The following is a 24395-nucleotide window of genomic DNA, read 5'->3' as shown; positions in this document are numbered from 1 at the left end:
CTGCCCTCCACCGCCGTGGATGGAGGGGTAGCCGCGGTGCTGGCGAGTCGCAAGGCGCGGGAGACTAGCCGCGCATCTCCGGCAGATAGTCCGCGTCTACATGGTCGGAGAAGCGCGTGATCTTCGCCTCGAACTTCATCTTGACCTTGCCGGTGGAACCATGGCGCTGCTTGGCGACGATCATCTCGGCGGTGCCGTAGGCCCGGTTCATGTCCTCCTGCCACTTGGGAAAGTCGGGATGGTCGTCGGCCGGCTGCTTGGCCGTCAGATAATATTCCTCGCGATAGACGAACCAGACCATGTCGGCATCCTGTTCGATCGATCCGGATTCGCGAAGGTCCGAAAGCTGCGGACGCTTGTCCTCGCGCTGCTCGACGGCGCGGCTCAGCTGCGACAAGGCCAGCACCGGCACGCTGAGCTCCTTGGCGAGGGTCTTGAGACCCCGTGAGATCTCCGAGATCTCGTTGACGCGATTGTCGTTGGCGTTGCGTCCGGTGCCCTGGAGCAGCTGGAGATAGTCGACGACGACCATGCCGATGCCCTTCTGGCGCTTCAGCCGGCGGGCGCGGGTGCGCAGCGCCGCGATGGTCAGGCCAGGCGTGTCGTCGATGTAGAAAGGCAGCGATTCCAGCTCGGCGGCGGCGCGGGCGAGGTTGCGGAAATCCTGCTGGCCGATCTTGCCCATGCGCAGCGATTCGGAGCTGATCCCGGACTGCTCGGCGAGGATACGCGTGGCGAGCTGGTCGGCCGACATTTCGAGGCTGAAGAAGGCGACCGCCGCGCCGGCCGACTTGTCCGCCGCGATGCCGTCCTCGAGGTCGCGGACGTAGCGCCGCGCCGCGTTGAACGCGATGTTGGTGGCGAGCGCTGTCTTGCCCATGCCCGGGCGCCCGGCGAGGATGACGAGATCGGAATGGTGGAGACCGCCGGTCTTGGCGTTGATCGAATCGAGCCCGGTGGTGACGCCGGAGAGCCCGCCACCCGAATTGAGCGCCTTCTCGGCCATCTGCACGGCCATGCGCGTCGCCTGGGCGAAGCTCTTGACGCCGCCCTCGCCGCCGCCTTCCTCGGCGACCCGATAGAGCGCCGCCTCGGCCGCCTCGATCTGACCCTTGGGCTCGACCTCCTCGCTGGTGTCGAGCGCCTTCTCGACCATCTCCCGGCCGACGCCGACGAGCGCGCGCAGCAGAGCGAGGTCGTAAATCTGCTCGGCGAAATCGCGCGCGCCGATGATTGCGGCGCCGCTGCCGGTGAGCTGGGCCAGATAAGCGGGCCCGCCCAGCTCCTTCATCTCCTCGTCATTCTCGAACAGCGGCCGCAAGGTGACCGGACTGGCGATCATGTTGCGGTCGAGCAGGCGCAGGATCTGCTCGTAGATCCGGCCATGCAGCGGTTCGTGGAAATGGTCGGGGCGCAGCTTGAGCTGGATGTCCTCGGCGAGGCGATTGTCGATCATCAAGGCGCCGAGCAGGGCGGCCTCGGCCTCGACATTTTGGGGAAGCGCCTGGGCGTTGGGGGCGGGAGTCTCGACGAGGGCAAGCGGCTGAACCATGGTGACGCGACCCTACGCCACCGGGCGCCGATCCGGTAGCTCTACCCGAAACTTGTCGTGAGCGGATGCGGGCAAAAGCCTGTGGATGGTCCTCGATCCGCAAGGAAAGTCTCGCGTGACAGCGGGTTGCCGCACCCGCTAACAGGGCCGGATGGAGACGAAGCGCATCATCGACATCGAGCTCGACGAGCGCTCAATCCTCCGGCGGCACGAGGATATCGAGCAGGAGCGGCGGATCGCCATCTTCGACCTGCTCGAGAAGAACCATTTCGATCCGGTCGGCTACGAGGGCCCATACCGGGTGAGGCTGCGGGTCGAGGACAACCGGCTGGCGATCGATCTTCGCGACTCGGCCGGCCAGCCGCTCGACACGATCCGGGTCGGCCTTGCCCGGTTCCGGCGGCCCATTCGCGACTATTTCGCGATCTGCGACAGCTATTTCAAAGCGGTGCGCTCGGCGCATCCGCGCGGCATCGAGGCGATCGACATGGCCCGGCGCGGCCTCCACAACGATTCGGCCGAGCTGCTCAGGGACTGCCTCCAGGGCAAGATCGACATGGATTTCGATACCGCGCGGCGGCTGTTCACGCTCATCTGCGTGCTGCATATCAAGCAGGCGACGACTGCGGTCGGTCAGCATGGACCGGACTCGACGAAGGTGGGCTGAAGACGGAGGGGAATTGCCGATGCGCGGAAGAACGGCCCTTCTGGCCCCCGCCCTGATCCTGGCCCTGCCTGTCCTGATCGCCGGGTGCCGGACGGGCACGACCGCCTACGCCCCGGTCGAAAATGTCCGTTACGCCGCGATCGGACAGGATCCGTTCTGGATGGTGACGATCGGCGACGACCGGATCGTGCTGCGCCTCGGCGGAGAAGCCGGCGAAGGGGTGAACGAAGCGGTGTGGCCGCGCACCCTTCCCCGCACCGTCGACGGCGTCCGCACCTGGGAATCGGGCGAGGGCACGAGGGTCATCGCCATCGAAAGCCGTCCCGGTCCCTGCACCGGCGCGCGTGGCCGCCGCTACCAGGACAATGTCCGCGTTCGCCTCAGCGGCCGCGAACTCACTGGCTGCGGCGGGCGGCTGCTCGCCGACTATCGCGAATAGAGAAGTGGACCCGACGGCCATCCAGCGCCTCGCGCCCTCTTGCCGGCTCCCCTGGCACAGTCACGACGAGGGCTATGCGGCCATCGTACTCGAAGGTGGCTATATGGAAGCCGGAGACGGCGGCCGGGTTCGCGTGACCGCCGGACACGTGCTCGTCCACTCCCCCTTCTCCGGCCATGCCGACTGGATCGACGGACGGGGCGCCGGGATCGTCAACGTGCCGCTTCCGCTGGCTGCGGCCCTGGCCTGCCGCAGCGGGAGGACGGCGGATCCCGAAGGCCTCGTCCGCTCGCTTCGCGAGGCTCCCGAGGCGGCGAGCGCGATCCTGTCCGAGGCCGTCGTCGAGGCGACGCCGGCGGAGGCCGACCTGCCCGATCGGCTGGCGCTTGCGATGCGGCAGGAGGAGCGTCTTTCCCTCGCTCACTGGGCCGCCGCGCACCGAATTTCGACACGAACCCTGACGCGGCAGTTCCGCCAGTGCTTCGGCCTGGCGCCCGCGCGTTTCCGCTGGCGCGCCCGCACACTCGCCGCCTGGCGCGCCATCCTGCTCGAAAGCCAGCCCTTGGCCTCCGTCGCCGCCAGCTTCGGCTTCTCCGACCAGGCTCATCTGACCCGGTCGGTGCGCGCGCTGACGGGGCGGCCGCCCAAGGCGTGGCGGCGCGGGACCAGGGCCACCTTGTCCGATTAGTTCAAGACCCGCCGACGTTGCGCCGGTACTCGGCGGCGATGAGATCGAAACGTATCGCGCCCCTCCTCCTCGCCGTCGTCGGCCTGGGTGCGCCGCTGCGCGCCCAGCCGGCTCTGGTCGAGCAAGCCGCCGCCGCCTACGGCATCCACGACGTCAACCGGGCCGAGACGCTCTACCGGGCCGCGGCCGCCGATTCGGCGACCCCGCCGCGGGAGCGGGCCATCGCCCGGCGGGAACTGGCCCGGATCGCCTGGCTCGTCGACGGAGAGGCCGAAGCCGCGGTCGCGATGCTGAGCACGAGCCTGGCGGAGGATCCCGATCCCTGCCCCGCTGCCTTCCTCCTGGCGCGCGTCCTCAACGATGAGGCGGCCCGGCACGTCCCCGCGCCCGGTATCGACGCGCTGGCCGAGCGCTGCCTGGCCATCGAGCCGGGGGTCGCCACCGAGCGCGTCAGGGCGCTGGTCAGCGCCGCTGCCGACCTGCAGCCGACGGCGCGCGACGAGGCGCTCGCCCATGCCGTGGCGGCCTGGAACGCCTTGCCCGCCGATGTCCGGACCGGACCGGCCGCCTCCGGGCTGCAGCTCTCCCTCGGGCTGCTCGGCGCGGATGCGCGGAATGCGCTCGAAGGCTGGCGCAATTATCTGGGACTCGCCGCGACGGAAAGCCTTCCTCAGGCGCTTCGGGGCGAAGACCGGGATGGTAGCCGCCTCTTCCACGCAGGCTTGGCGCAGGACGCCTCGGTCGAGGCGAGACTGGAGCTTGCCGAGCTGCTGATGCGGGCCGGCTTCGAGGAGGACCTGCGCCGCTTCGTCGCCGACCGTCGGCTGCTGGAAGGCGCGGCGGACGAGCCGCGGCGGCGAGCGATCTCGGTCTATCTCGATCTGGTCGAGGACCTTCGCGCCGACATACTCGCGCATGACCGCCATTATGCCCGGCAGGGGGCAGGCGACGAGGAGGCCTATGAGGCAAGGCTACGGGAGCGGCTCCGCGCCGCGGCTGCGGCAGCGGGCGAAGTGGCCGAGGATCCGCGGCCAGCGCTTCGCCGCCTCTTCAACCTCTATGGCGTGATCGGCCGGACCAACGGCGTCGCCAGCCTGCATCTCGGGCACGTGGTCGTCGACGAGCGCATGGACGTCGAGCAGGGCGACAGGCGCGGCTCGATCGGCTTCATCGCCATCGACAACATGATCCACAACAGTTTCTCCGGTTGGCTGGCGGACGGCGCGTCCGGGCCCGGCGGCTGGGCGGCCGACGGCACCACCATAGTCCAGGTCCGTCCGCGCTACCTGGTGACGGTCGAGAATGCGCTGGCGCTCGCCCGCCCCGGCGAGGCACGCGACCGCTTCCGGCAGGCGATCGAGATCAAGCGGGAATCGGACCGGGCAATCGCCCGTGCGGCGCCGATTTCCTACCTCCCCGGCGTGCGCGACCGGCTGCGCCTCGCCGGCATCGACGACATTGCCGCTCGGGTCCGCGTGCGGGTAGGCGATGGATCGGAATTCGCGCCCGCCTTCCGCCGCGCGTTCAGCGACGCGGTGATCGGCAGCTCGATCGGCGCACATGAGGGTCGCCATGCGCTGGACCAGCTCCAGTTCACCGGAGAAGCCGCGCTCTCGAACGAGGAGCTGGAATATCGTGCCAAGCTCTCGGAGATCGCTCTCGCGGAGAGTCCGCGCCTGGCGCTCTCGAGCATCTTCTCGCCCTTGTTCGGCGGCTCGACCGGCCACGGAATCGCCAATCGCCGCCTGGCCACGCAATTGGCCGACTGGATCGCGGCCCATCCGCAGGAGATAAGCGGCTACGATCCCTCGATCAGCCCGCTCGAGCAGCTCGACCGTCTCACCAACGATCAACTGCGCGCGATCGTGCAATCTCTGGACCCCGCCCTCCGCCAGAGCTCCTGACACTCGGATGCAGTTGGGCGAGGAGCAGGTCGCGCGGACAGGGGCGCCCGTTGGCCGTCCTGCTCAGCCGCCTGCTTGCGGTTCGGCTCGAGGGCGACGTGGACTGGGCTCGCCGCGACCCGTCCTGCGGCGGCCCGGCCAGTTCGTCGGCGAAGCCGCGATCGACGTCCCGATGATGGGCCTCGGCGGGGACCGCCGGGACGACCTCCGCAAGGTCGTATCGTCCGGCAGGTTCCATGGGATCTTGGCGATCTCCGGAGCAGGCAATGCGGGCGACCGGCCCTCGTCGATGTCCTCGAGGCCATGGGCGTAGCTGATCACCCGCTTGGCGGTGAGCTTCCGCTAGTCGCGCGCACCGTCGCCATTGACAAGGCAATCTGCCTGTCCGCGTGGCGGCGGAAGGCCGGGCGGACGCTCGCGGCCGAAATCGTTAACGCCGCACCCCGCTATCGCTCCGGGTTGACGGCCCGCCGCTTTCCCGACCACGGCGGGCACGGACGAACTGCCCGTGCGCCTCGGCAGCGGATCCTCACCGGAGCAATCGAGTCGACGGATGGACGATACCCTGCTTGCGATCATCCTCAGCCTGTTCTCGGCGGTGACCCTCGCCGCCGCGAACATGTTGGTGAAGATGGGTTCGGACATCCTGGTCACGCGTGCCGCGGTATCGTGCAGCGCCGCTTTGATCGTGCTGCCGGTCGCCTTCCTGATCCCGGCGCCGAACAGTGCCACGTGGCTCGCTCTGGGGCTGACCATCCCAGCCCACTTCATCTACCAGCTCTGCCTGGTGAATGCGCTCGGCCGGGGCGACCTTTCGCTGGTCTTCCCGATGATGCGGGGCGCGGCGCCCCTGCTCACCGCTTTGGTCGCGTTCGTCGTCCTCGACGAGGCGCTGGCGCCACTGGCCTGGATGGGACTGATCCTTGCCACCGTCGCGGTTATCGCCTTCGTCCTGCCTCCCAGCGGCGTGGGCTTTCGCGAGCACCCCCATGTCGCCGCCATCGCCTGGGCGGCGGCGACGGCGGCGGCGATCGCCGTCTACAACGTCACCGACGCCCGCGGCGTCCGGATCGCGCCGGAGCCGATCACCTTCATCATCTGGCTGTTCCTGCTCGACTGCATTCCGATCACGCTGACCGCGCTCCTGCGCAGGCCCGGCCTGCCCGCGAGGCTGAAGGCGGTGGCGCGGCAGGGTTTCAGTGCCGGCGCCCTGTCGGTGGCCTCGTTTGGGGCCGCGGTCTACGCCTTCAGCCTCACCGAGGCGGCGAAGGTATCGGCGCTGCGCGAGACGTCGGTCGTGATCGCCGCCCTGCTCGGCCATCACTTTCTCGGCGAAGGCTTGGGCGGCCGCCGGATCGCGGCGGCGATGGTCCTCGCAGCCGGGCTGATCCTGATGCAGTTCGGCGGCTGAGCAGCGTCCGCACGGCCGCGGCGGCCTTGACACTGCCGTGGCGCCCCCCGCATCCAGCGCAGCCATGAGCATCATGTCCGACCGTTGGATCCGCGAGCGCGCCATCACCGACGCGATGATCGAGCCGTTCGTCGAGGCGCAGCGCCGGGAGGCCTGCATCAGCTACGGCCTCTCTTCCTACGGCTATGACGCGCGGGTCGCGGACGAGTTCAAGATCTTCACCAATGTCGACAATGCCATCGTCGACCCGAAGGATTTCGCGCAGAACAGCTTCGTCGACCGCAAGACCGATATCTGCATCATCCCGCCGAACAGCTTCGCCCTTGCTCGCACGGTGGAATATTTCCGGGTGCCGCGCGACGTGCTCGTCATCTGCCTCGGCAAGTCGACCTATGCCCGCTGCGGCATCATCGTGAACGTGACCCCGCTCGAACCGGGCTGGGAGGGCCACGTGACGCTCGAATTCTCGAACACCACGCCGCTTCCGGCCAAGGTCTACGCCAATGAAGGCGCCTGCCAGTTCCTCTTCCTCCAGGGCAACGAGCCCTGCGAGGTGAGCTATGCCGACCGCGCCGGCAAATATATGGGCCAGCGAGGCGTTACCCTGCCGAAGCTGTAGGCACCGGCCTGGCTCCTCTCCTGTCGGAGAGGCGTTGGCCCCGACGGGCCGCGGGCCGCCCTCAGAAGATGATGGCGATGATGATGATGAGAAGGATGAGGCCGCCAAGGCTGATGCTGATCGTCCGATTCATGCGCGATTCTCCGTTCCTGGATCCTCAACTCACTCAGGAACGGGTCCGTTCCAATCCTGACGGACGAACATTCTCCGGCGGCCGCGCGTCGTTCAGACCGGGTCGGCGACCGCCGCGTCGACCGCACGAAGTTCGGGAACGGTTTCGAGCTGGGGCCTGACCGAGTCGAGGTCACCGACGATGACGATCGTCATCCGGTCGAGCGGCAGCCGCTCGGCGGCGATCCGGCGCACCTCGTCGGAGTCGATGTCGAGGACGGCGGGGACGAAGCCTTCCAGCCACTCGGGAGGCAGGCCGTGCAGGTCGCGCTGGGCGAGGCTGTTGATGAGCCCCGACGCGCTCGCATTCTGAAGGACGAAGGTCCCGGCGAGCCAGCGGCCCATGCCGCCCGTCTCGTCCGCCGGCGGCGCCTCGTTCTGCAGCCGCCGGACCTCGCCGATCACCTCGCGCAAGGCGGCGCCGGTATCGCTGGTGGTGACGTCCGCCTGGAACGTCCACAGCGCCTCGCCTGCATGATATTGGACTCCCGAACCCGGCGAATAGGTGTAGCCCTTGTCCTCGCGGATATTCTGGGTGATCCGAGAGGTGAAGGCGCCGCCGAGCAGCGCGTTCATCACCCGCATGTCGATATCGCCCGTGGCCCCGGCGGCCGGAGCCGGAAAGCCGACTCGGATCGTCGATTGCGGCGCATCGGGCCGGTCGACGAGCAGCAGCTGCGGCCCTTGCCGAGGGGCGGGCGGAAGCGCGAGCCGCTCCGGGCCGGGCTGCCAGCTTCCGAAGGCCTGTTCGATCGCCTGCCGCACCGCAGCGGCGTCGAAGCGGCCGGCGACGTAGAGCCGGGCGCGGCGAGCACCGAAATTCTCGCGGTGGAAGCGCCGCACCTGGTCGATCGTGTAGCCGGCGAGCTGCGCGTCGCTCGGCAGCAGGCGGCCATAGGGATGGGCGCCGTAATAGGCCCGCGCGAACACGGCATCGGCGACCGGCTGGGGCTGGGACCGCGCAACCGCCGCGTTGCGGGCCAGGTTCTGGCGGACGCGCTCGAGTTCCGACTCCGGCAGGTCCGGCCGCAGGGCCACGTCCGCGACCAGTCGGACCGCCTCGGCCGCATGCTCGGAGAGGATTCCGAGTCCGATCTGGGTCTCGAGCTGCCCGACGCCGACGACGAGCTCGCCGCCCATGGACGCCGCCGCCTCGGCGATCGCCTCGGCCGAGCGCCCGCCCGCCCCTTCGCGCAGCATCTCGCCGGCAAGATCGGCCAGCCAGACATCCTCGCCTTCGTTGAGATTGCCGGCGTCGATCCTGAGGCTCACCGTCGCCTTCGGCGCGATTCCGTAGGGCACCAGCGTCACCTGCAGGCCATTGGCGAGCCGGAAGGTCTCGGCAGCCGGCAACGTGAAGGGACGCGGCGTTCCGATTGCGGGTTGCGGCGGAAAGGGCTGCTGGGCCGCGGCCGCCGGCGCCGCCGTGAGCATCAAGGCCGCACAGGCGGCCGCAAGCCTGAGGGCGATCATGGCTGGCCTCCCGTCGTTGTTCCAGGCTGGGCCGGCGCCGGCTCGACGAGGAGCACGGATCGGTTCGTGGGGCGCAGATATTCCTGCGCCGTACGCTGGATGAGCTCGGGCGTCACCGCGGCGAAGCCGGCCTCGATCCGGTTCACCGCCGCCGGATCGTCGTCGAACAGGGCATAGGAAGCGAGCAGGTCGACGAGGCCGAAACGGGTGCCGCTGTCGACCTGGCCATAGAGGAAGCTGCGCATCTTGGTCCGCGCCCGCTCCAGCTCGCCGGCCGTCACCGGGCGGGTCCGCAGCGACTCGATCTCCGCTCCCATCGCCGTCTCGATCTCCTCGCGCGTCCGGCCCGGATCGTGGACGAAGGCGACCGTCCACAACATCGGGCCGCGATAGTTGAACATGTTGCCCAGGCCGATATTGATGCCGCCGTCGACCTCGCCGGTGATGCCGGTCTCCTGGACCAGCCGGCGGTGGAGCCGGCTGTCCTGCCCCTGGACCAGCATCTGGTCGATCAGGCCCATCGCATACCATTCGGGAGAGCCGCGCGGCGGCACGTGATAGGCGATCGAATAAGCCGGCCGGGGCGCCAGAGGATCGCGCCGCACCCTGAACTTCTCGCGTGTCTGGCGCGGCTCGCTGATGTCGGGGAGCACCACCGGCTCGCCGCGCGGGATCGGGCCGAAATAGCGCTCGATCATCGCGCGTGTGGCGTCATAGTCGATGTCGCCGGCGACGACGAGCACGGCATTGTTGGGCCGATAGAAGTTGTCGAAGAAGTCGCGCGCATCGGCGACCGTCGCCGCCTCGAGATCGCTCAGCTCACCGTAGAAATTGTGGCTGTTGTGCCAATTCTCATTGGCGAGCATCGGCAGATCGATCCATGGCCAGCCGCCATAAGGCTGGTTCAGGACATTGACCCTGACCTCGTTCGCGACCACGCCCTGCTGACTGGTCAGCACGGCCTGGTCGATCACCGGCCGCGCCATCCGGTCCGCCTCCATCCACAGGATGAGATCGAGCGCGTTGGACGGCGCCACCTCGAAATAGTTCGTGAAATCGAAGCGGGTGGACCCGTTGTTGACGCCGCCGGCATTGTAGAGGTTCCGGTCGAAGGCGCCGCGGGGCACATTCTCGGAGCCCATGAACATGAGATGCTCGAAGAGATGGGCGAAGCCGGTGCGGTTGCGCGGCTCGATGCGGAATCCGATGCCATAATAGACGGCGACCGTCGCCGTCGGCACCGTCGCATCGCGCGACAGCACCACCCTCAGGCCATTGGAAAGGGTGAAGGCGCGCGTCTCGACCTGGAGCCCCTGGGTCGGCGCGGCTGCGGGCGCGGTCTGGGCGATGGCCGGCGGGGCGGCTGCTGCCGCCAGCGCCGCCGCTGCGGCCGCGATCAGCAAAGTCGTGCGCATCCGTCCCCCCCCGTGGCTGTGTTGCTTGCCTAATTCGGTGCGACTGCCGCCGTCAACGCGCATTGATCGCGCTTGCGAATTTGAGCGGCCTTCGCCGCGAGGGCCCGGTCAGAGGGCACCGAGGCGCCCCTGCTGATAGTCCTCGATCGCCTGGCGGATCTCCTCGGGCCTGTTCATGACGAACGGCCCGTGCGCGACAATCGGCTCATCGAAGGGCGTGCCGTGACCGAACAGGATCGTCGCTTTTTCGTCGGCCTCGATCCGCACCGCGTCGCCATCGCCCATCTCCGCGAGATGATGCTCGGGAAGGTCGCTGCCCCCGGACCGGACGCTGCCGTCGACCACATAGAGGAAGATGGTCTTGCCCTCCGGCGCCGGCAAGTCGAGCCGGGCGCTTGGCTGGAGCGTGATCCACATCAGGGCTATGTCGGTGAGCGGCTGCACCGGCCCCTTCACCCCGCTCATCGCTCCGGCCACGAGGTGAATCGCCGCCTTCCCGTCGGCAACCGCTATCTGCGGGATGTCCGCTGCCTCCAGTCCGACGTAGGCCGGATCGGTCATCTTGAGCCGCGCCGGAAGGTTGACCCAGAGCTGGAGGATTTCGAGCGGCCCGCCTTTCTCCTTGAAGGCCTGCGGCGAGAGCTCGGCATGGACGAGGCCGCGCCCGGCGGTCATCCATTGGACACCGCCGGCACGGATGATGCTCTCGTGCCCGCCGCTGTCGCGATGGGCGAGCTCACCGGAGAGGATGAAGGTCACGGTCTCGAAGCCGCGATGCGGATGCGGGCCGAATGGGAGGCCGCGATTCCCCGGCGGATAGACCTGCGGGCCGTGATGGTTGAGGAAGAGAAAGGGGTCGAGATGACGGAGCGCCGGCCCCGGCACCGGCCGCCGCGTGACGAGGTCCCCGATATCGTCGCGGAGGGCGGCGTGACGACGGAAGACCGGACGCAACCTCATCTTTTTCGTCCCTGATGGCGGATATTGCCGGGCCGGCCGCGTCGGCCCTGCATCCGCCGCTGGGGCTTGTCCTCGGCGCCGCGCCCGCGGCGCTCACCGGGGCCGCGTCCGCCGCCGGGCGAGCCGGGCACTTCGAAGCGCAGGCTCCCGCTCACCGGATCCGCCTCGGCCAGGCGCAAGGTAAGCTTGCGGCCGGAGGCATAGACTTCGCCGCTCTCCTCGCCGATCAGGGTCTGGGCGGCCTCGTCGTAACGGAAATATTCCCGTCCGAGCGTGGAGACCGGCACGAGGCCGTCCCCGCCCAGCCCTTCGACGGTCGCGAAGAAGCCGAACGGCTGCACGCCGGTGATCCGGCACGCCACCAGCTCGCTTACATGCTCGGACAGATAGGCGGCGACATAGCGGTCGAGCGTGTCGCGTTCGGCCTCCATGGCGCGGCGCTCGTAATTGGAGATGAGCTCGCCCGTCACTTCCATCGATTCGGCTTCCTGGTCGCTGAGGCCGGTCGCCGTCGCCTCCGGCTCGAGCCGCCACGCCCGCACCAGCGCCCGATGGACGAGCAGGTCGGCATAGCGCCGGATCGGCGAGGTGAAATGCGCATAGGATCCCAGCGCCAGCCCGAAATGGCCGTGATTTTCCGGCGCATAATAAGCCTGGGTCTGAGTGCGGAGCACCTGCTCCATGACCTGGGGCAGGAAGGCAGGCTCGTCCCCCTCGTCCTGGTCCAGACCTCGCATGGATCGCGCGCGCTCGATCAGGCGATTGAAGGTCGCCGGACGGACCACCTGGCCGAGCGCGAACTCGATCTCGAAGGTCTTGAGATAGTCCTTGAGCGCGACCAATTTCTCCCGGCTCGGCGGCTCGTGCACGCGGTACATGACCGGCGCCTTCTTCGCCTCGAGCGCCTTGGCGGCGGCGACGTTGGCGGCGATCATGTAATCCTCGATGAGCTTGTGCGCGTCGAGCCGCTCGCGCGGCGCCACCGACAGGATCCGGCCGGTCTCGTCGAGCATCACCCGCCGCTCCGGCAGGTCGAGCTCGAGCGGTCCTCTTTTCTCGCGCGCGGCAAAGAGGGCGCGCCAGCACGCCCAGAGCGGCTTCAGAACCGTCTCGACCAGTTCGGAAGGGACTGCTGTCTCCATCTGGTTCATATCCGCCTCGGAGAGGGAGCACGGGCTGGACGAGAGCTCGACCGCCTCCTCCAGCGCCTCCGCGCTCGGCGGCCGCCGGCGCTCCTCGGCATCGATCGCCGCCTGCGCATCCTCATAGGCGATGTTGGCGGCGATCCTGACTCGCGCGCGGCTGAAGCGCCAGGATTTCAGCTGACCGTCCTTGGCGACCTGGAGATGGCAGACCAAGGCGGCGCGGTCCTCGCCTTCCTTGAGCGAGCACATCTCCGCAGAGAGGGTCTCCGGTAGCATCGGCACCACCCGGTCGGGGAAGTAGACGCTGTTGCCGCGCTTCCTCGCCTCCTTGTCGAGCGCCGAGCCGGGACGGACGTAGAAGGAGACGTCGGCGATCGCGACGATCGCCTTCCAGCCGCCGGTATTGGCGGGATCGTCGTCCGGAGCCGCCCACACCGCATCGTCATGGTCGCGCGCGTCGGCGGGATCGATGGCGACGATCGGGATGTGGGTGAGATCCTCGCGGGCGGCCTCCCCCGGCTCCAGCGGCAGCTTCGCGACCCTTTCGGCCTCCGCGATCACCGTTTCCGGGAATTCGTGCGGGATGCCGTGCTTGTGGATGGCGATCAGGCTGAAACTGCGCGGTGCGAACGGATCGCCGAGCCGGGTGTCGACCCGCGCCGCCAGCCGCGGCGGGCGGCCGACCTTTTCGGCGAGGACGAGATCGCCGGCCTCGGCGTCGCCGAGCTCCGAGATCGGCAGCTCGCGCCTTTCCTTCTTCTCGACCGGCCGCAGCCAGTAATTCGTGCCCTCCTGGTGGACGACGCCCAAGACGAGTTCGCTCCCCTTGAGCAATTTCTTCATCGGATGGGCGAGCCAGCCCTGCTTGTCCTCCTCGGTCCGCGACAGGATCCGGTCGCCCACGCCAAGCGCGGGACCGCGGCCCTTCCTTTCCATTACCCGGAGGCGCGGCGGTTCGCCTTCCGCCTCCCAGCGCTCGGGCACGGCCCAGGCGCGGCCCATCTCGTCCACGTCGACGACGCGCAGCACCGTCACCTTGGGAATACCGCCCATCTTGTGGAAGGCGCGGCCAGGCGAGGAATCGATCAGCCCCTCGTCCGCCATGTCGCGTAGCAGGGCCTTCAAGGCGATCTTGTCCTGCGCCTTCAGCCCGAAGGCCCGTGCGATCTCCCGCTTGCCCGCCGGCTCGTCCGAGCTCTGGATGAAATCGAGGATCTGCTCGCGGCTCGGGAGGCCGCCTTTGGCCGGTTTCTTCGCCATCCGATCCTACTGTGCCGGTGGAGGTGTGTAGGGCCCGAACGCGCCACCCGGCACGGCGGATGCAACGGGGCTTTCCGTCCCGTCGGCGGCGACGGCGGACACGCCGAGCACGTAATCGTCGACGCGGACCCGTCGCAGGACGTGGGACGTATCGCGGCCGGGCACGCGCAGGCTGTGCACCCAATTGGCCTCGTCGGTCGGGCGCCAGCGGATGACATAGGCGGAGGCGCCCGCCACCGGCTCCCAGCTGATCGTCGTGTCCGGCGAGACCGCCCCTTCCACCCGCGGGGCCGGCGGCATCGGCGCACGCGCCAACGCTGCGAGTGCCGCGACGTTCAGCTGCGTCACCCGCCGCAGATAGGGGAAATCCATCTTGTCGATGGTATCGCCATATTCGATGCCGTTCTCGGTCCGCAGATCCTGGTGCTGGTGGTTGTAATTCTCGACCGCGACCGAGAGGCGCACGGCCGGGAAGCCCGCGTTCAGGAACTCGGTATGATCGCCGCCGCGCCCGAAGCGGTCGTTGCGCCAGATCTGGCGCACGTCGAGCGCAAGGCTGAGATGATCCGCCAGCGACGAAAGATAGCGCGACAGGTTGCGCGAGGGCGAATCATTCTCGCCCCCCTGGCTGCGAACCAGCGGCCGCAGGGCGTCGCCGCCCTGCCAGCGCAGCCCTTCCGAGAAGACGCGGACGTGATCGTCGTCGCAGACGCCGTCGGAGCCGCAGCTGTTGCCGATGATGTCGTTGTTGAGATTGGCGACCACGTGCCATCCTTGCGCCCGGGCATAGTCGGCGAGGATGCGGCCACCATAGAGTCCCTGCTCCTCGCCCGAGAGCGCGGCGTAGACGATGGTGGCGGGGAAGCGATGCTTCGACAGCACCCGCGCCGCCTCGATCACGGCGGCGGTACCCGAGCCGTCGTCATTGGCGCCCGGTGCCTCGGCGGTGGCGTTCATGACGTCGGTGACGCGGCTGTCGATATGGCCGGTGATGATGACGACCTGGTCGGGCCGCTCGGCGCCGCGCTGGATGGCGACGACATTTTCGACGAGGGTCGGCTCGGGAACGCGGCGGCCGGTGACGGTGTCGCCGGTGCGGACGACCTCCAGACAGCCGCCGCACTCGCGCGAGAAGCGCCCGAACTCGGCCTCGGTCCAGTCGAGCGCCGCGCCGATCCCACGCGTCGGATGATCGCGCGAGGAGAGAGTGTGGCGGGTACCGAAGCCGACCAGCCGCTCGACGATGGCGCGCAGGTTCGACTCGGAGACATCGTCTGCGATCGCGCGAAGCGGGGCGGGAGATGGGGCCTGCCGGCTGCGTTGCGCGGCAGCGGCAGGAGTCAGGAGCAGGGCGGCGGAGAATGCGAGGAAGAGCCTGGTCATGACGCAGACCTCTGCGCCGTCGGGTCGCGCCGTGCAAGATGGGCGTCCCGTCCTGTTCCCGACATCAGCCTTCGAAAGACGGCCCGTCCCGGTTGTCGGCGCTTGCGAAACGCCCGAGCGAGCCGATCACTGCTTTACATGCCTAACACGCACGCTAACCTATATCCCTGATTCTACGGGGGACCTCAAAATGCTCGAGCTCGACGACGTCAGCCATGTCTATGCGAACGGCACGCGGGCGCTCGACCATGTGACCTTGTCCATCCCACGCGGCATGTTCGGGCTGCTCGGGCCGAACGGCGCCGGCAAGTCCACCCTGATGCGGACCGTCGCCACCCTGCAGACTCCGAGCGAAGGCCGGATTCGGTTCGGCGACATCGACGTCATCGCCGAGCCGGAGAGGCTGCGCCGCACCCTCGGCTATCTCCCGCAGGATTTCGGCGTCTATCCGCGCGTCTCCGCCTACGACATGCTCGACCACATGGCGGTGCTCAAGGGAATCGCCGGGAAGAGCGACCGCAAGGCCACGGTCGAGGCGCTGCTCCACCAGACCAATCTCTGGGCGGTGCGAAGCAAGGCCTTGGCCGGCTTCTCCGGCGGTATGCGCCAGCGCTTCGGCATCGCCCAGGCGCTGATCGGCAATCCCGAGCTGATCATCGTCGACGAGCCGACCGCCGGCCTCGATCCCGAAGAGCGCAACCGCTTCCTCAACCTGCTCGCCGAGATCGGCGAGAATGTCGTCGTCATCCTCTCCACCCACATCGTCGAGGACGTCCACGATTTGTGCCCGCGCATGGCGGTGATCGCCGACGGGCGGATCCGGCTGGAGGGCGCTCCGACCGAGCTGGTCGAGCGCACCCGCGGCCGGATCTGGACCAAGACGATCGACCGCGACGCCCTCGACGAACATCGCCAGCGATACGAGGTCATCTCGACCCGCCTGTTTGCCGGCCGCACCGTCATCCATGTCCTCGCCGATACCGATCCCGGCGACGGCTTCGCGCCGACTTCCGGCGGCCTCGAGGACGTCTATTTCTCGACGCTCGTCCAGTCGCGCCGCGCCGCCTGAGGAGGTTCGCCATGTTCCTCCGGATCGCCGGCTTCGAGCTGCGCTACCAGCTGAAGAATCCCGTTCTCTGGGTCGCCGCGGGACTCTTCTTCCTGTTCACCTTCGGCCTGGTCGCGAGCGAGCAGGTACAGATCGGCGGCGCCGGCGGAAACACCCACGAGAACGGCCCCTTCTCCATCGCGCAGGCGATGCTGACCTTCTCGGTCTTCTACATGTTCGTGACCACCGCCTTCGTCGCCAACGTCGTCGTGCGTGACGACGATACCGGATTCGGCCCGATCGTCCGGGCGACTCGGGTGACCAAGTTCGATTATCTGTTCGGCCGCTTCGCCGGCGCCTTTCTGGTCGCGGCGATCGGCTTCCTCGCCGTGCCCCTCGGCATCTGGCTCGGCTCGCTCATGCCCTGGCTGGACCCGGAGACGCTGGGTCCGAACCGCGCCTCTTATTACGCCTGGCCGCTCCTCGCTCTCGCCCTTCCCAACATCCTGATCACCTCCGCCGTCTTCTTCGCGCTGGCGACGGCAACCCGGTCGATGATGACCACCTATGTCGGCGTCGTCGCCTTCCTGATCATCTGGCTGATCGTAAATTCCAGCCTCGCGCAGAACCCGGAATATCGGGCGATCGGCGCGTTCACAGAGCCGTTTGGGATCGCTGCCTACGCTCAGGTCGCGCGTTACTGGACGGCCGCCGAGCGCAATGCGCTGGTGCCGGACTTTGCCGGCTTCATCCTGTGGAACCGGCTGGTCTGGACCGGGATCGCGCTCCTCTTCCTCGCCGTCGCCTATTGGACGTTTCGTTTCGCCGAGAAGGGCCTGTCCCGGCGTCAGCAGCGCAAGGCGCGCAAGGAAGCCGCGATCGAGCGCGCACTGGCGGCCGAGCCTCCCCCGCTTGCCGGGACGCTGCCGCCACCGGCGGAGAATGGCGCGAGCGCACGCGCGCGCTTTCTCGCGCGCACGCGGTTCGAGATGCGCCAGGTGTTCAGGAGCCCGGCCTTTCCCGTCCTGCTCGCTTTAGGCCTGTTCAACTCGGTCACCGCCCTCTGGTTCGGCAGCGTCATGTACGGGACGCCGACCTACCCGGCGACGTTCACTTTGATCCCGATCCTCGAGGGGACCTTCTCCATCATCCCCGTCATCATCGCCATTTATTATGGCGGGGAGCTGGTCTGGCGCGAACGGGATCGCAAGACCCACGAGATCATCGACGCGACGCCGATCCCGAACTGGGCCTTCGCCTTGCCGAAGGCGCTCGCGGTCGCCCTCGTGCTGGTGGCGACGGTGCTGGTCAGCGTCGCCGCGGGCATGCTCGTCCAGATGCTCAAGGGCTATACGGACTTCGAGCTCGGCAAATACTTCCTCTGGTACATCCTGCCGAGCGGCTACGACATGATGCTGCTCGCCATCCTGTCGATCTTCGTCCAGTCGCTCAGCCCGAACAAATATGTCGGCTGGGGCATCATGGTGCTCTGGCTCGTCGCAGGGATGATCTTCTCGGGCCTCGGCCTCGAGCACAATCTCTATCTCTACGGCGAGACTCCGGACGAGCCGCTGTCGGACATGAACGGGGCCGGCATCTACTGGAAGGGCGCCTGGTGGTTCCGGCTCTATTGGGGCGCCATCGCCATCGTCCTGCTGGTCCTCGCCCACCTGCTCTGGCGCCGCGGCACCGAGACCCGCCTGAAGCCGCGGCTCAGGCGCATGCCGGCGCGGCTGCGCGGAACGCCGGGCCTGATCGCCGGCGGCGCGATCATGGTCGCCGCGCTGACAGGCGGCTGGATCTTCTACAACACGAACGTGCTCAACCCCTATCTGACCTCGGATCATGGGGAGCGCATGGCCGCCGAATATGAGCGGAGGTATCTGCGGTACGAGAACCTACCGCAGCCTTCGATCGCCCACGCGGTCTTCGACGTGGATCTCTATCCGGCCGATATTCGCGCGGAGGTGCGCGGGCGCTACCTGCTGCGCAACCTGACCGGACAGCCGATCCGCGACGTCCACGTGCGCAGGCCCGATATCAACCTCCAGATTCTGGCGATCGACTTCCCCGGTGCGCGTCTGGCCTCGAACGACGAGGAATATGGCTATCGCATCTACCGGCTCGATCGTCCGATGGCGCCGGGAGAGACGCGACAGATCGGCTTCCGCACGCGACGCCAGCAGGTCGGGTTCCGCAACTCCGGGAACGATACCCGCCTCGTCCCCAACGGCACGTTCCTCAACAATATGGAGATCGCGCCGGCCATCGGCATGGACCGCTTCATGCTGCTGAGCGACCGCACGACCCGTCGCAAGTACGATCTGCCGCCGGAGCTGCGCCCGGCGCGGCTCGAGGACATGTCCGCGACGCGGCGGTCCTATTTCGGCGGCGGCTGGTCGACCGCGGACATCACCCTGTCGACCGCGGCAGACCAGGTTCCGATCGCGCCCGGCCGCAAGGTCAGCGACCGAACCGCGAACGGGCGCCGCACCGCGCGATTCATCTCCGATGCGCCGATCCTGACCTTCTTCTCGATCCAGTCCGCGCGCTATGCGGAGGCACAGAGGGTCCATGACGGCGTCACGCTTTCCGTTTTCCACCATCCCGACCACGGCTGGAACGCCGATCGCATGCTGAATGCGCTGCAGCACAGCCTGGATTATTGTCAGGCGAGCTTCGGCCCCTATCAGTTCGATCAGGCGCGTATCATCGAATTCCCCGGATACGCGACCTTCGCCCAGGCCTTCGCCAACACCATGCCCTATTCCGAGGCGATCGGCTTCGTCACCGACAACCGCGATCCCGAAGAGATCGATTACGTCACCTACGTGACCGCGCACGAGCTCGCCCACCAATGGTGGGCGCACCAGCTGATCGGCGCCGACATGCAGGGCGGGACGATGCTGTCCGAGACGCTGGCGCAATATTCGGCGCTGATGGTGATGAAGCGGCTCTATGGGGAGGACAAGATCCGCCGCTTCCTCAAGTTCGAGCTCGACAACTACCTTCGCAGCCGCGGCCAGGAGGGCGTGGAAGAACTGCCGCTCGCCCGGGTCGAGAACCAGGGTTACATCCACTACCGCAAGGGTTCGGTGGTCATGTACCTGCTGCAGGAACGGCTTGGCGAGGAAGCGGTCAACCGGGCGCTGCGCCGGCTGCTGGAACGCTACCGCTTCCGCGGCGCACCCTATCCCAGGTCCGTGGACCTGATCCGGCTGCTGCGCGAGGAGGCGCGCACCCCGGAGCAGCAGGCGCTCATCACCGACCTGTTCGAACGGATCACCGTCTACGATCTGAAGGTCGACCAGCCGACCGCGACGCGGCGCGCCGACGGCCGCTGGGACGTCACCGTCACCGTCGACGCGCGCAAATATTATGCGGACGGCGAGGGCGTCGAGACCGAGACCAGGGTGGCGGAGCCGGTCGAGATCGGCTTGTTCACCGCCCTGCCCGGCCACGGCGCCTTCGACCGCTCGAACGTCCTATTGATGGAGCGGCGGCCGCTTCGTTCAGGTCGCCAGGTCCTGCGCTTCGTCACGGCGACTCGGCCAAGCCATGCCGGGGTCGATCCCTACAATTTCTACGTGGACCGCAATTCAGACGACAATGTCGCACCGGTGGGTTGATCGGGCGGAGGCGATCGGCCTACCGGCGAACGATGCTCGTCTCGCTTGTCCCTCATCCCGACAGTGAAAAGGGCGCCGTGTCCGCGATCGACGTCGACATAGGCCGGATGGGCGGGCACCGGCTCGGCCTGGAATTCAGGATCGCCGCGAACTTCCGCCAGCTCGAATGGCCGCGGCCGCCCTTGCCGGAAGCGAGGGGCGACATGTTCAGGGACGAGCTGTGGCGGCACACCTGCTTCGAGGCGTTCCTCAAGGTCGAGGACGCCCGCGAATATCATGAGTTCAACCTGTCTCCCTCCGGCGAGTGGGCCGCCTATCGGTTCAGCGCCTATCGCGAGGGGATGGAGCGAGCCCGGATCCGGCCGCCGCGAGTCGAAGCCGACCAGCACGGCTTCGGTCCCACGCGAACGGTGAAGGCGATCCTTCCGCTCGGGCAGCTGGGAGCGCTCGCCGCGCATGAGCCCTGGCGCATCGGCTTGTCGGCGGTGGTCGAGGAGCGCAACGGCCGACGGACCTTCTGGGCGCTTCGCCACCCGCCCGGAAAGCCCGATTTCCATCATGCCGATTGCTTCGCGCTCCAACTCGCGCCAGCAAGGCCGGCATGAAGACGGGTCTCGACCGGCTCCTCGAGGAGCCCAAGCTGCGGGCGCCGCTCGCCGGAAAACGCGTCGCGCTCGTCGCCCATCCGGCTTCGGTGACGCGCGATCTCACCCACGCGCTCGATGCCCTGGCGGCGCTCGGCGACCTGCGGCTGAGCGCCGCGTTCGGGCCGCAGCACGGCCTCAGGGGCGACAAGCAGGACAATATGGTCGAATCGCCGGACTATGACGATCCGGCGCTCGGCATCCCGATCTTCAGCCTCTACGGAGAGGTCCGCCGTCCCAGCGGACAGATGATGAGCACGTTCGACGTCGTGCTCATCGATCTCCAGGACCTCGGCTGCCGGATCTACACCTTCCTCACCACCCTCCTCTACATGCTCGAGGCGGCGGCGCAGCACGGCAAGTCGGTCTGGGTGCTGGAACGCCCCAATCCGGCAGGGCGGCCCGTCGAGGGGCTCACCCTCCGTCCCGGCTGGGAGAGCTTCGTCGGCGCCGGCGCGCTGCCGATGCGGCACGGCATGACGCTGGGCGAGATGGGCCATTGGTTCATCGAGACCTTCAAGCTCGACGTCGACTATCGCGTCATCGCCATGGAGGGCTGGGCGCCCGAGGCCGCGCCCGGCTTCGGCTGGCCGCTGGGCGAACGCGCCTGGATCAATCCGAGCCCCAACGCGCCGACGCTCGGCATGGCGCGCGCTTATGCCGGCACCGTCATGCTCGAAGGCACCACCTTGTCGGAAGGCCGCGGCACGACCCGTCCGCTCGAGCTGTTCGGCGCCCCGGACATCGATGCGACGGCCGTGCTCGCCGAGATGCGCCGGCTCGCCCCGCACTGGCTCGAAGGCTGCCGGCTGCGCGAATGCTGGTTCGAGCCGACCTTCCACAAGCATGTCGGCACGCTCTGCCGGGGCGTCCAGATCCACACCGACGATCCCGCCTACGATCACGCCGCCTTCCGCCCGTGGCGGCTGCAGGCGCTCGCCTTCAAGGCGATCCGGCGCCTCGACCCGGACTATCCGCTCTGGCGCGACTTCCCCTACGAATATGAGTTCGACAAGCTCGCCATCGACGTCATCAATGGCAGCCCCTTGCTGCGCGAATGGGTCGACGATCCCGAAGCCGCGCCGGGCGATCTCGACAGGGTCGCCGGCGCGGACGAGGCGGCCTGGGAAGAAGAGCGACGGGCTCACCTGATCTACTGACCCGCCCTTCGCCCGGTCGATCAGCCTTTCGCCTTCGTCGAAAGCGCCGAGCCGCGAGCGGGACGGCGCAATAGCTCACCTCTTCGACACGAGGTGAAGAGATGCTCCGCTACCTGATCGCTACCCTGGCCCTGATCTCGCTCTCGTCGCTTTGCGCCGGCCGCGCGCAAGCGCAGGCGGATGCACAGGCCGCCGTCGAGTCGCTGCTCGCCGCCGACCGCGGCTTTTCCGCTGCGGCGGCCCAATCGGCGGATGCCCTCGCCGCCTTGTCCGCCATGTTCGACGCCGCCGTGGTCGTGCCGGTCCCCGGGCGCGGGCTGGTGTCGGGACGGGAGACCGTGCTCGCCGTCTACCGCGACGTCCCCGGCTGGCGGGAGGGACGGCTTCGCTGGACACCGGTGCGCGCCGGCATCTCGGCGGACGGCATGCACGGCTTCACCTACGGCTTCGCGACGCTCGCCGCCGGCGATCCGGCCCGGCGCGAGCGCAAGTATCTCTCTTACTGGATCCGCCGCCCTGAAGGCTGGCGCGTGGTCGCCTATCGCCAGGTGCCGCGCGCCGCCGGTGAGGTCTCCACGGAGATGATGCCGGCCTCGTTGCCCGGCTTCACCGACATGGCGGTCACCGGCGAAGTGGACGTCGAGACGCACCGCCGCAGCCTCGCCGCCGCCGAGCAGGCCTTTTCCGACCGCGCGCAGGAAGTCGGGCTGCGAACCGCCTTCTTCGAGTTCGGCCGCGACGACGCGATGAACATGTCCGGAGGTGCGGGCTTCCGCATCGGCCGCGAGGCGATCAGCGCCGGCATGCCCGAGGGCAGCAGCAGCCCGCTGCGCTGGAGCACCGAGATGAGCTTCGTCGCGGCCAGCGGCGATCTCGGCGTCAGCATCGGCACCATCCACGCCAACGCCCCGCCGCCCGAGGGCCAGCCGGCGAGCATCCCCTTCTTCACGATCTGGCGCCGCGACGCCGCCGACCAGCCCTGGCGCTACATCGCCGAGTGACGCCGGCGGGTGCCGCTCAGGCGGCGACCACCTCCTGCTCGATCACGCCGAAGATCGGATGGCCCTGCCCGTCGTCCATCCAGATCCGGACCGCGTCGCCGGGCTTGAGGAACGGCGTCGCCGGCTTGCCGTCGAGGATCGTCTCCACCGTCCTCACCTCGGCCAGGCAGGAATAGCCGCGGCCGCCGCGGTCGACCGGCTTGCCGGGACCGCCATCGGCGTCGCGATTGGAGACGGTCCCGGAACCGACGATCGTGCCGGCGCCGATATTGCGTGTCTTGGCGAGGTGCGCGATCAGGGTCCCGAAATCGAAGGTCATGTCCTCGCCGGAATCGGCCCGGCCGAACGGCTGCCCGTTGAGGTCGACCTTGAGCACGCCGTGCAGCCTGCCGTCGCGCCAGGCGTCGCCGAGCGCGTCGGGCGTGACGAAGACCGGCGACAGCGCCGAGGCGGGCTTGGACTGGAGGAAACCGAACCCCTTGGCGAGCTCGCCGGGGATGAGGTTGCGAAGCGAGACGTCGTTGACCAGCCCGACCAGCCGGATGTGGCCGAGCGCCTCCTCGCGCGAGACGCCACGGGGCACGTCGCCAGTGACGACCACCACCTCCGCCTCGAGGTCGCAGCCCCAGCTCTCGTCGGCGAGCGGGATCGGATCGCGCGGCGCCAGCATCTCGTCGGAGCCGCCCTGGTACATGAGCGGATCGGTCCAGAAGCTTTCCGGCATCTCCGCGCCGCGCGCCTGGCGGACCAGGGCGACGTGGTTCACATAGGCCGAGCCATCCGCCCACTGATAGGCGCGGGGCAGCGGCGCATCGGCCTGGCGCTCGTGGAAACGCTCGCGCGGGATCGCCTGATGGGCGAGATCCAGAGCGAGCAGCCGCAGCTGCGGCTCCGCCGCGGCCCAGTGATCGAGCGCCGACTGCAGGGTCGGAGCGATGTGGCGCGCGTCGGCGCACCAGGCGAGATCGTCGCTGACGACGACCAGCCGCCCGTCGCGGCCGTCCTTCAAGGATGCTAGCTTCATGGTTCGAGCAACTGGCATTTCCCCGACGCCCGGTCTAGGGGCCACACATCATCGACAGCTTCGATCCCGAGGACGATTGCATGCGTAACATCGACCATTTCATCGCCGGCGCAGGTCATGCGGCGGGCGAGCGGCAGGGCGACATCTTCGATCCCAACAATGGCGGGGTGCAGGCGCGGGTGCGGCTGGGCAATGCGGCGGATCTCGAGCGCGCCGTGGCCGCGGCGCGGGAGGCCTTTCCGGCCTGGGCGGCGACCAATCCGCAGCGCCGCGCCCGCGTGATGTTCAAATATAAGGAGCTGGTCGAGAAGCATATGGAGGAGCTTGCCCTCCTCCTCGCTTCCGAGCACGGCAAGGTCGTCGCCGACGCCCGCGGCGACGTCCAGCGCGGGCTCGAGGTGATCGAGTTCGCCTGCGGCATCCCCCATGCTCTCAAGGGCGAATATACCCAGGGCGCAGGCCCCGGCATCGACGTCTATTCGATGCGCCAGCCGCTCGGCATCGTCGCCGGCATCACCCCGTTCAACTTCCCCGCGATGATCCCGATGTGGATGTTCGGGGTCGCGATCGCGGTGGGCAACGCCTTCATCCTCAAGCCCTCGGAGCGCGATCCGTCGGTGCCGGTGCGCCTCGCCGAGCTGATGAAGGAAGCGGGCCTTCCCGACGGAATCCTCCAGGTCGTCCATGGCGACAAGGAGATGGTCGACGCGATCCTCGACCATGACGACATCAAGGCGGTGAGCTTCGTCGGCTCGTCCGACATCGCCCAATATATCTACAGCCGCGGCACCGCCAACGGCAA

19 protein-coding genes are annotated in these 24395 nt (G+C 68.3%); 12 read left to right on the top strand and 7 right to left on the bottom strand.

The genetic code is table 11. From position 1 onward, the window contains the following. Positions 1–64: 64 nt before the first annotated feature. Complete coding sequence (locus tag DDE10_RS05580; protein WP_114951774.1) at positions 65–1552, bottom strand: replicative DNA helicase; 1488 nt, start codon at positions 1550–1552, stop codon at positions 65–67. 151 nt (positions 1553–1703) lie between these two features. Between DDE10_RS05580 and DDE10_RS05575 the strand changes: the two genes are divergently transcribed. From DDE10_RS05575 to dcd, 6 genes are all read left to right on the top strand, one after another. After that, positions 1704–2219 carry a UPF0262 family protein gene (locus DDE10_RS05575; protein ID WP_114951773.1) on the top strand — a complete coding sequence of 172 codons (516 nt, stop codon included), beginning with the start codon at positions 1704–1706 and terminating at the stop codon, positions 2217–2219. A gap of 19 nt (positions 2220–2238) precedes the next feature. Further along, positions 2239–2658 (top strand): hypothetical protein, encoded by a 420-nt coding sequence (locus tag DDE10_RS05570; protein WP_114951772.1) that lies wholly within the window; start codon positions 2239–2241, stop codon positions 2656–2658. A 4-nt stretch (positions 2659–2662) separates the two neighbouring features. After that, positions 2663–3346, top strand: a complete 684-nt coding sequence (locus DDE10_RS05565; RefSeq protein WP_162806352.1) for a helix-turn-helix domain-containing protein — start codon at positions 2663–2665, stop codon at positions 3344–3346. Positions 3347–3384: 38 nt separating this feature from the next. Then, positions 3385–5250 (top strand): hypothetical protein, encoded by a 1866-nt coding sequence (locus DDE10_RS05560; protein WP_114951770.1) that lies wholly within the window; start codon positions 3385–3387, stop codon positions 5248–5250. A gap of 553 nt (positions 5251–5803) precedes the next feature. Then, positions 5804–6661: a DMT family transporter gene (locus tag DDE10_RS05555; RefSeq protein ID WP_114951769.1), complete on the top strand. Its 858-nt coding sequence runs from the start codon at positions 5804–5806 to the stop codon at positions 6659–6661. A gap of 64 nt (positions 6662–6725) precedes the next feature. Next, positions 6726–7280 carry a dCTP deaminase gene (gene dcd, locus DDE10_RS05550; RefSeq protein ID WP_114951768.1) on the top strand — a complete coding sequence of 185 codons (555 nt, stop codon included), beginning with the start codon at positions 6726–6728 and terminating at the stop codon, positions 7278–7280. Positions 7281–7505: 225 nt separating this feature from the next. Here dcd and DDE10_RS05545 read toward each other — a convergent pair whose 3' ends face one another. The 5 genes from DDE10_RS05545 to DDE10_RS05525 all read right to left on the bottom strand — a co-directional run bounded on the left by DDE10_RS05545 (position 7506) and on the right by DDE10_RS05525 (position 15087). Further along, positions 7506–8924, bottom strand: a complete 1419-nt coding sequence (locus DDE10_RS05545) for a M16 family metallopeptidase (RefSeq protein ID WP_114951767.1) — start codon at positions 8922–8924, stop codon at positions 7506–7508. After that, on the bottom strand, positions 8921–10339 hold the full coding sequence (locus tag DDE10_RS05540) for a M16 family metallopeptidase (RefSeq protein WP_114951766.1): 1419 nt from the start codon (positions 10337–10339) through the stop codon (positions 8921–8923). The genes DDE10_RS05545 and DDE10_RS05540 overlap by 4 nt, the downstream gene beginning before the upstream one ends. A 108-nt stretch (positions 10340–10447) precedes the next feature. Next, a complete protein-coding gene (locus DDE10_RS05535) occupies positions 10448–11299 on the bottom strand; it encodes a pirin family protein (RefSeq protein ID WP_114951765.1) in 852 nt (283 codons plus the stop codon). Continuing rightward, positions 11296–13704, bottom strand: coding sequence for a ribonuclease R family protein (locus DDE10_RS05530; protein ID WP_114951764.1), 2409 nt, complete (start codon positions 13702–13704; stop codon positions 11296–11298). The genes DDE10_RS05535 and DDE10_RS05530 overlap by 4 nt, the downstream gene beginning before the upstream one ends. Before the next feature lie 6 nt (positions 13705–13710). Beyond that, complete coding sequence (locus tag DDE10_RS05525; RefSeq protein WP_114951763.1) at positions 13711–15087, bottom strand: M28 family peptidase; 1377 nt, start codon at positions 15085–15087, stop codon at positions 13711–13713. 190 nt (positions 15088–15277) lie between these two features. On the opposite strand from DDE10_RS05525, the gene DDE10_RS05520 reads away from it, so the two are divergent. From DDE10_RS05520 to DDE10_RS05495, 5 genes are all read left to right on the top strand, one after another. Further along, positions 15278–16156: an ABC transporter ATP-binding protein gene (locus DDE10_RS05520; protein ID WP_114951762.1), complete on the top strand. Its 879-nt coding sequence runs from the start codon at positions 15278–15280 to the stop codon at positions 16154–16156. 11 nt (positions 16157–16167) lie between these two features. Continuing rightward, the gene (locus DDE10_RS05515; RefSeq protein WP_114951761.1) at positions 16168–19764 is read left to right on the top strand and encodes an ABC transporter permease/M1 family aminopeptidase; all 3597 of its coding nucleotides are present in this window, start codon (positions 16168–16170) and stop codon (positions 19762–19764) included. A 77-nt stretch (positions 19765–19841) separates the two neighbouring features. Then, positions 19842–20369: a DOMON-like domain-containing protein gene (locus tag DDE10_RS05510; RefSeq protein ID WP_162806350.1), complete on the top strand. Its 528-nt coding sequence runs from the start codon at positions 19842–19844 to the stop codon at positions 20367–20369. Continuing rightward, a complete protein-coding gene (locus tag DDE10_RS05505; RefSeq protein ID WP_114951759.1) occupies positions 20366–21568 on the top strand; it encodes an exo-beta-N-acetylmuramidase NamZ family protein in 1203 nt (400 codons plus the stop codon). The genes DDE10_RS05510 and DDE10_RS05505 overlap by 4 nt, the downstream gene beginning before the upstream one ends. A 101-nt stretch (positions 21569–21669) precedes the next feature. After that, the gene (locus tag DDE10_RS05495) at positions 21670–22569 is read left to right on the top strand and encodes a Cif family virulence factor (protein WP_162806348.1); all 900 of its coding nucleotides are present in this window, start codon (positions 21670–21672) and stop codon (positions 22567–22569) included. Between the two features lie 16 nt (positions 22570–22585). Here the strand turns inward: DDE10_RS05495 and DDE10_RS05490 are convergent, their stop codons facing one another. After that, the gene (locus DDE10_RS05490) at positions 22586–23593 is read right to left on the bottom strand and encodes a fumarylacetoacetate hydrolase family protein (protein ID WP_114951756.1); all 1008 of its coding nucleotides are present in this window, start codon (positions 23591–23593) and stop codon (positions 22586–22588) included. An 80-nt stretch (positions 23594–23673) separates the two neighbouring features. On the opposite strand from DDE10_RS05490, the gene DDE10_RS05485 reads away from it, so the two are divergent. Continuing rightward, on the top strand, positions 23674–24395 hold a 722-nt coding region (locus DDE10_RS05485), incomplete at its 3' end, for an aldehyde dehydrogenase family protein (protein ID WP_114951755.1).

Source organism: Sphingosinicella terrae (assembly GCF_003347635.1).
Lineage (GTDB): Bacteria > Pseudomonadota > Alphaproteobacteria > Sphingomonadales > Sphingomonadaceae > Allosphingosinicella > Allosphingosinicella terrae.
This window is presented reverse-complemented; position numbering and strand designations above follow the sequence as displayed.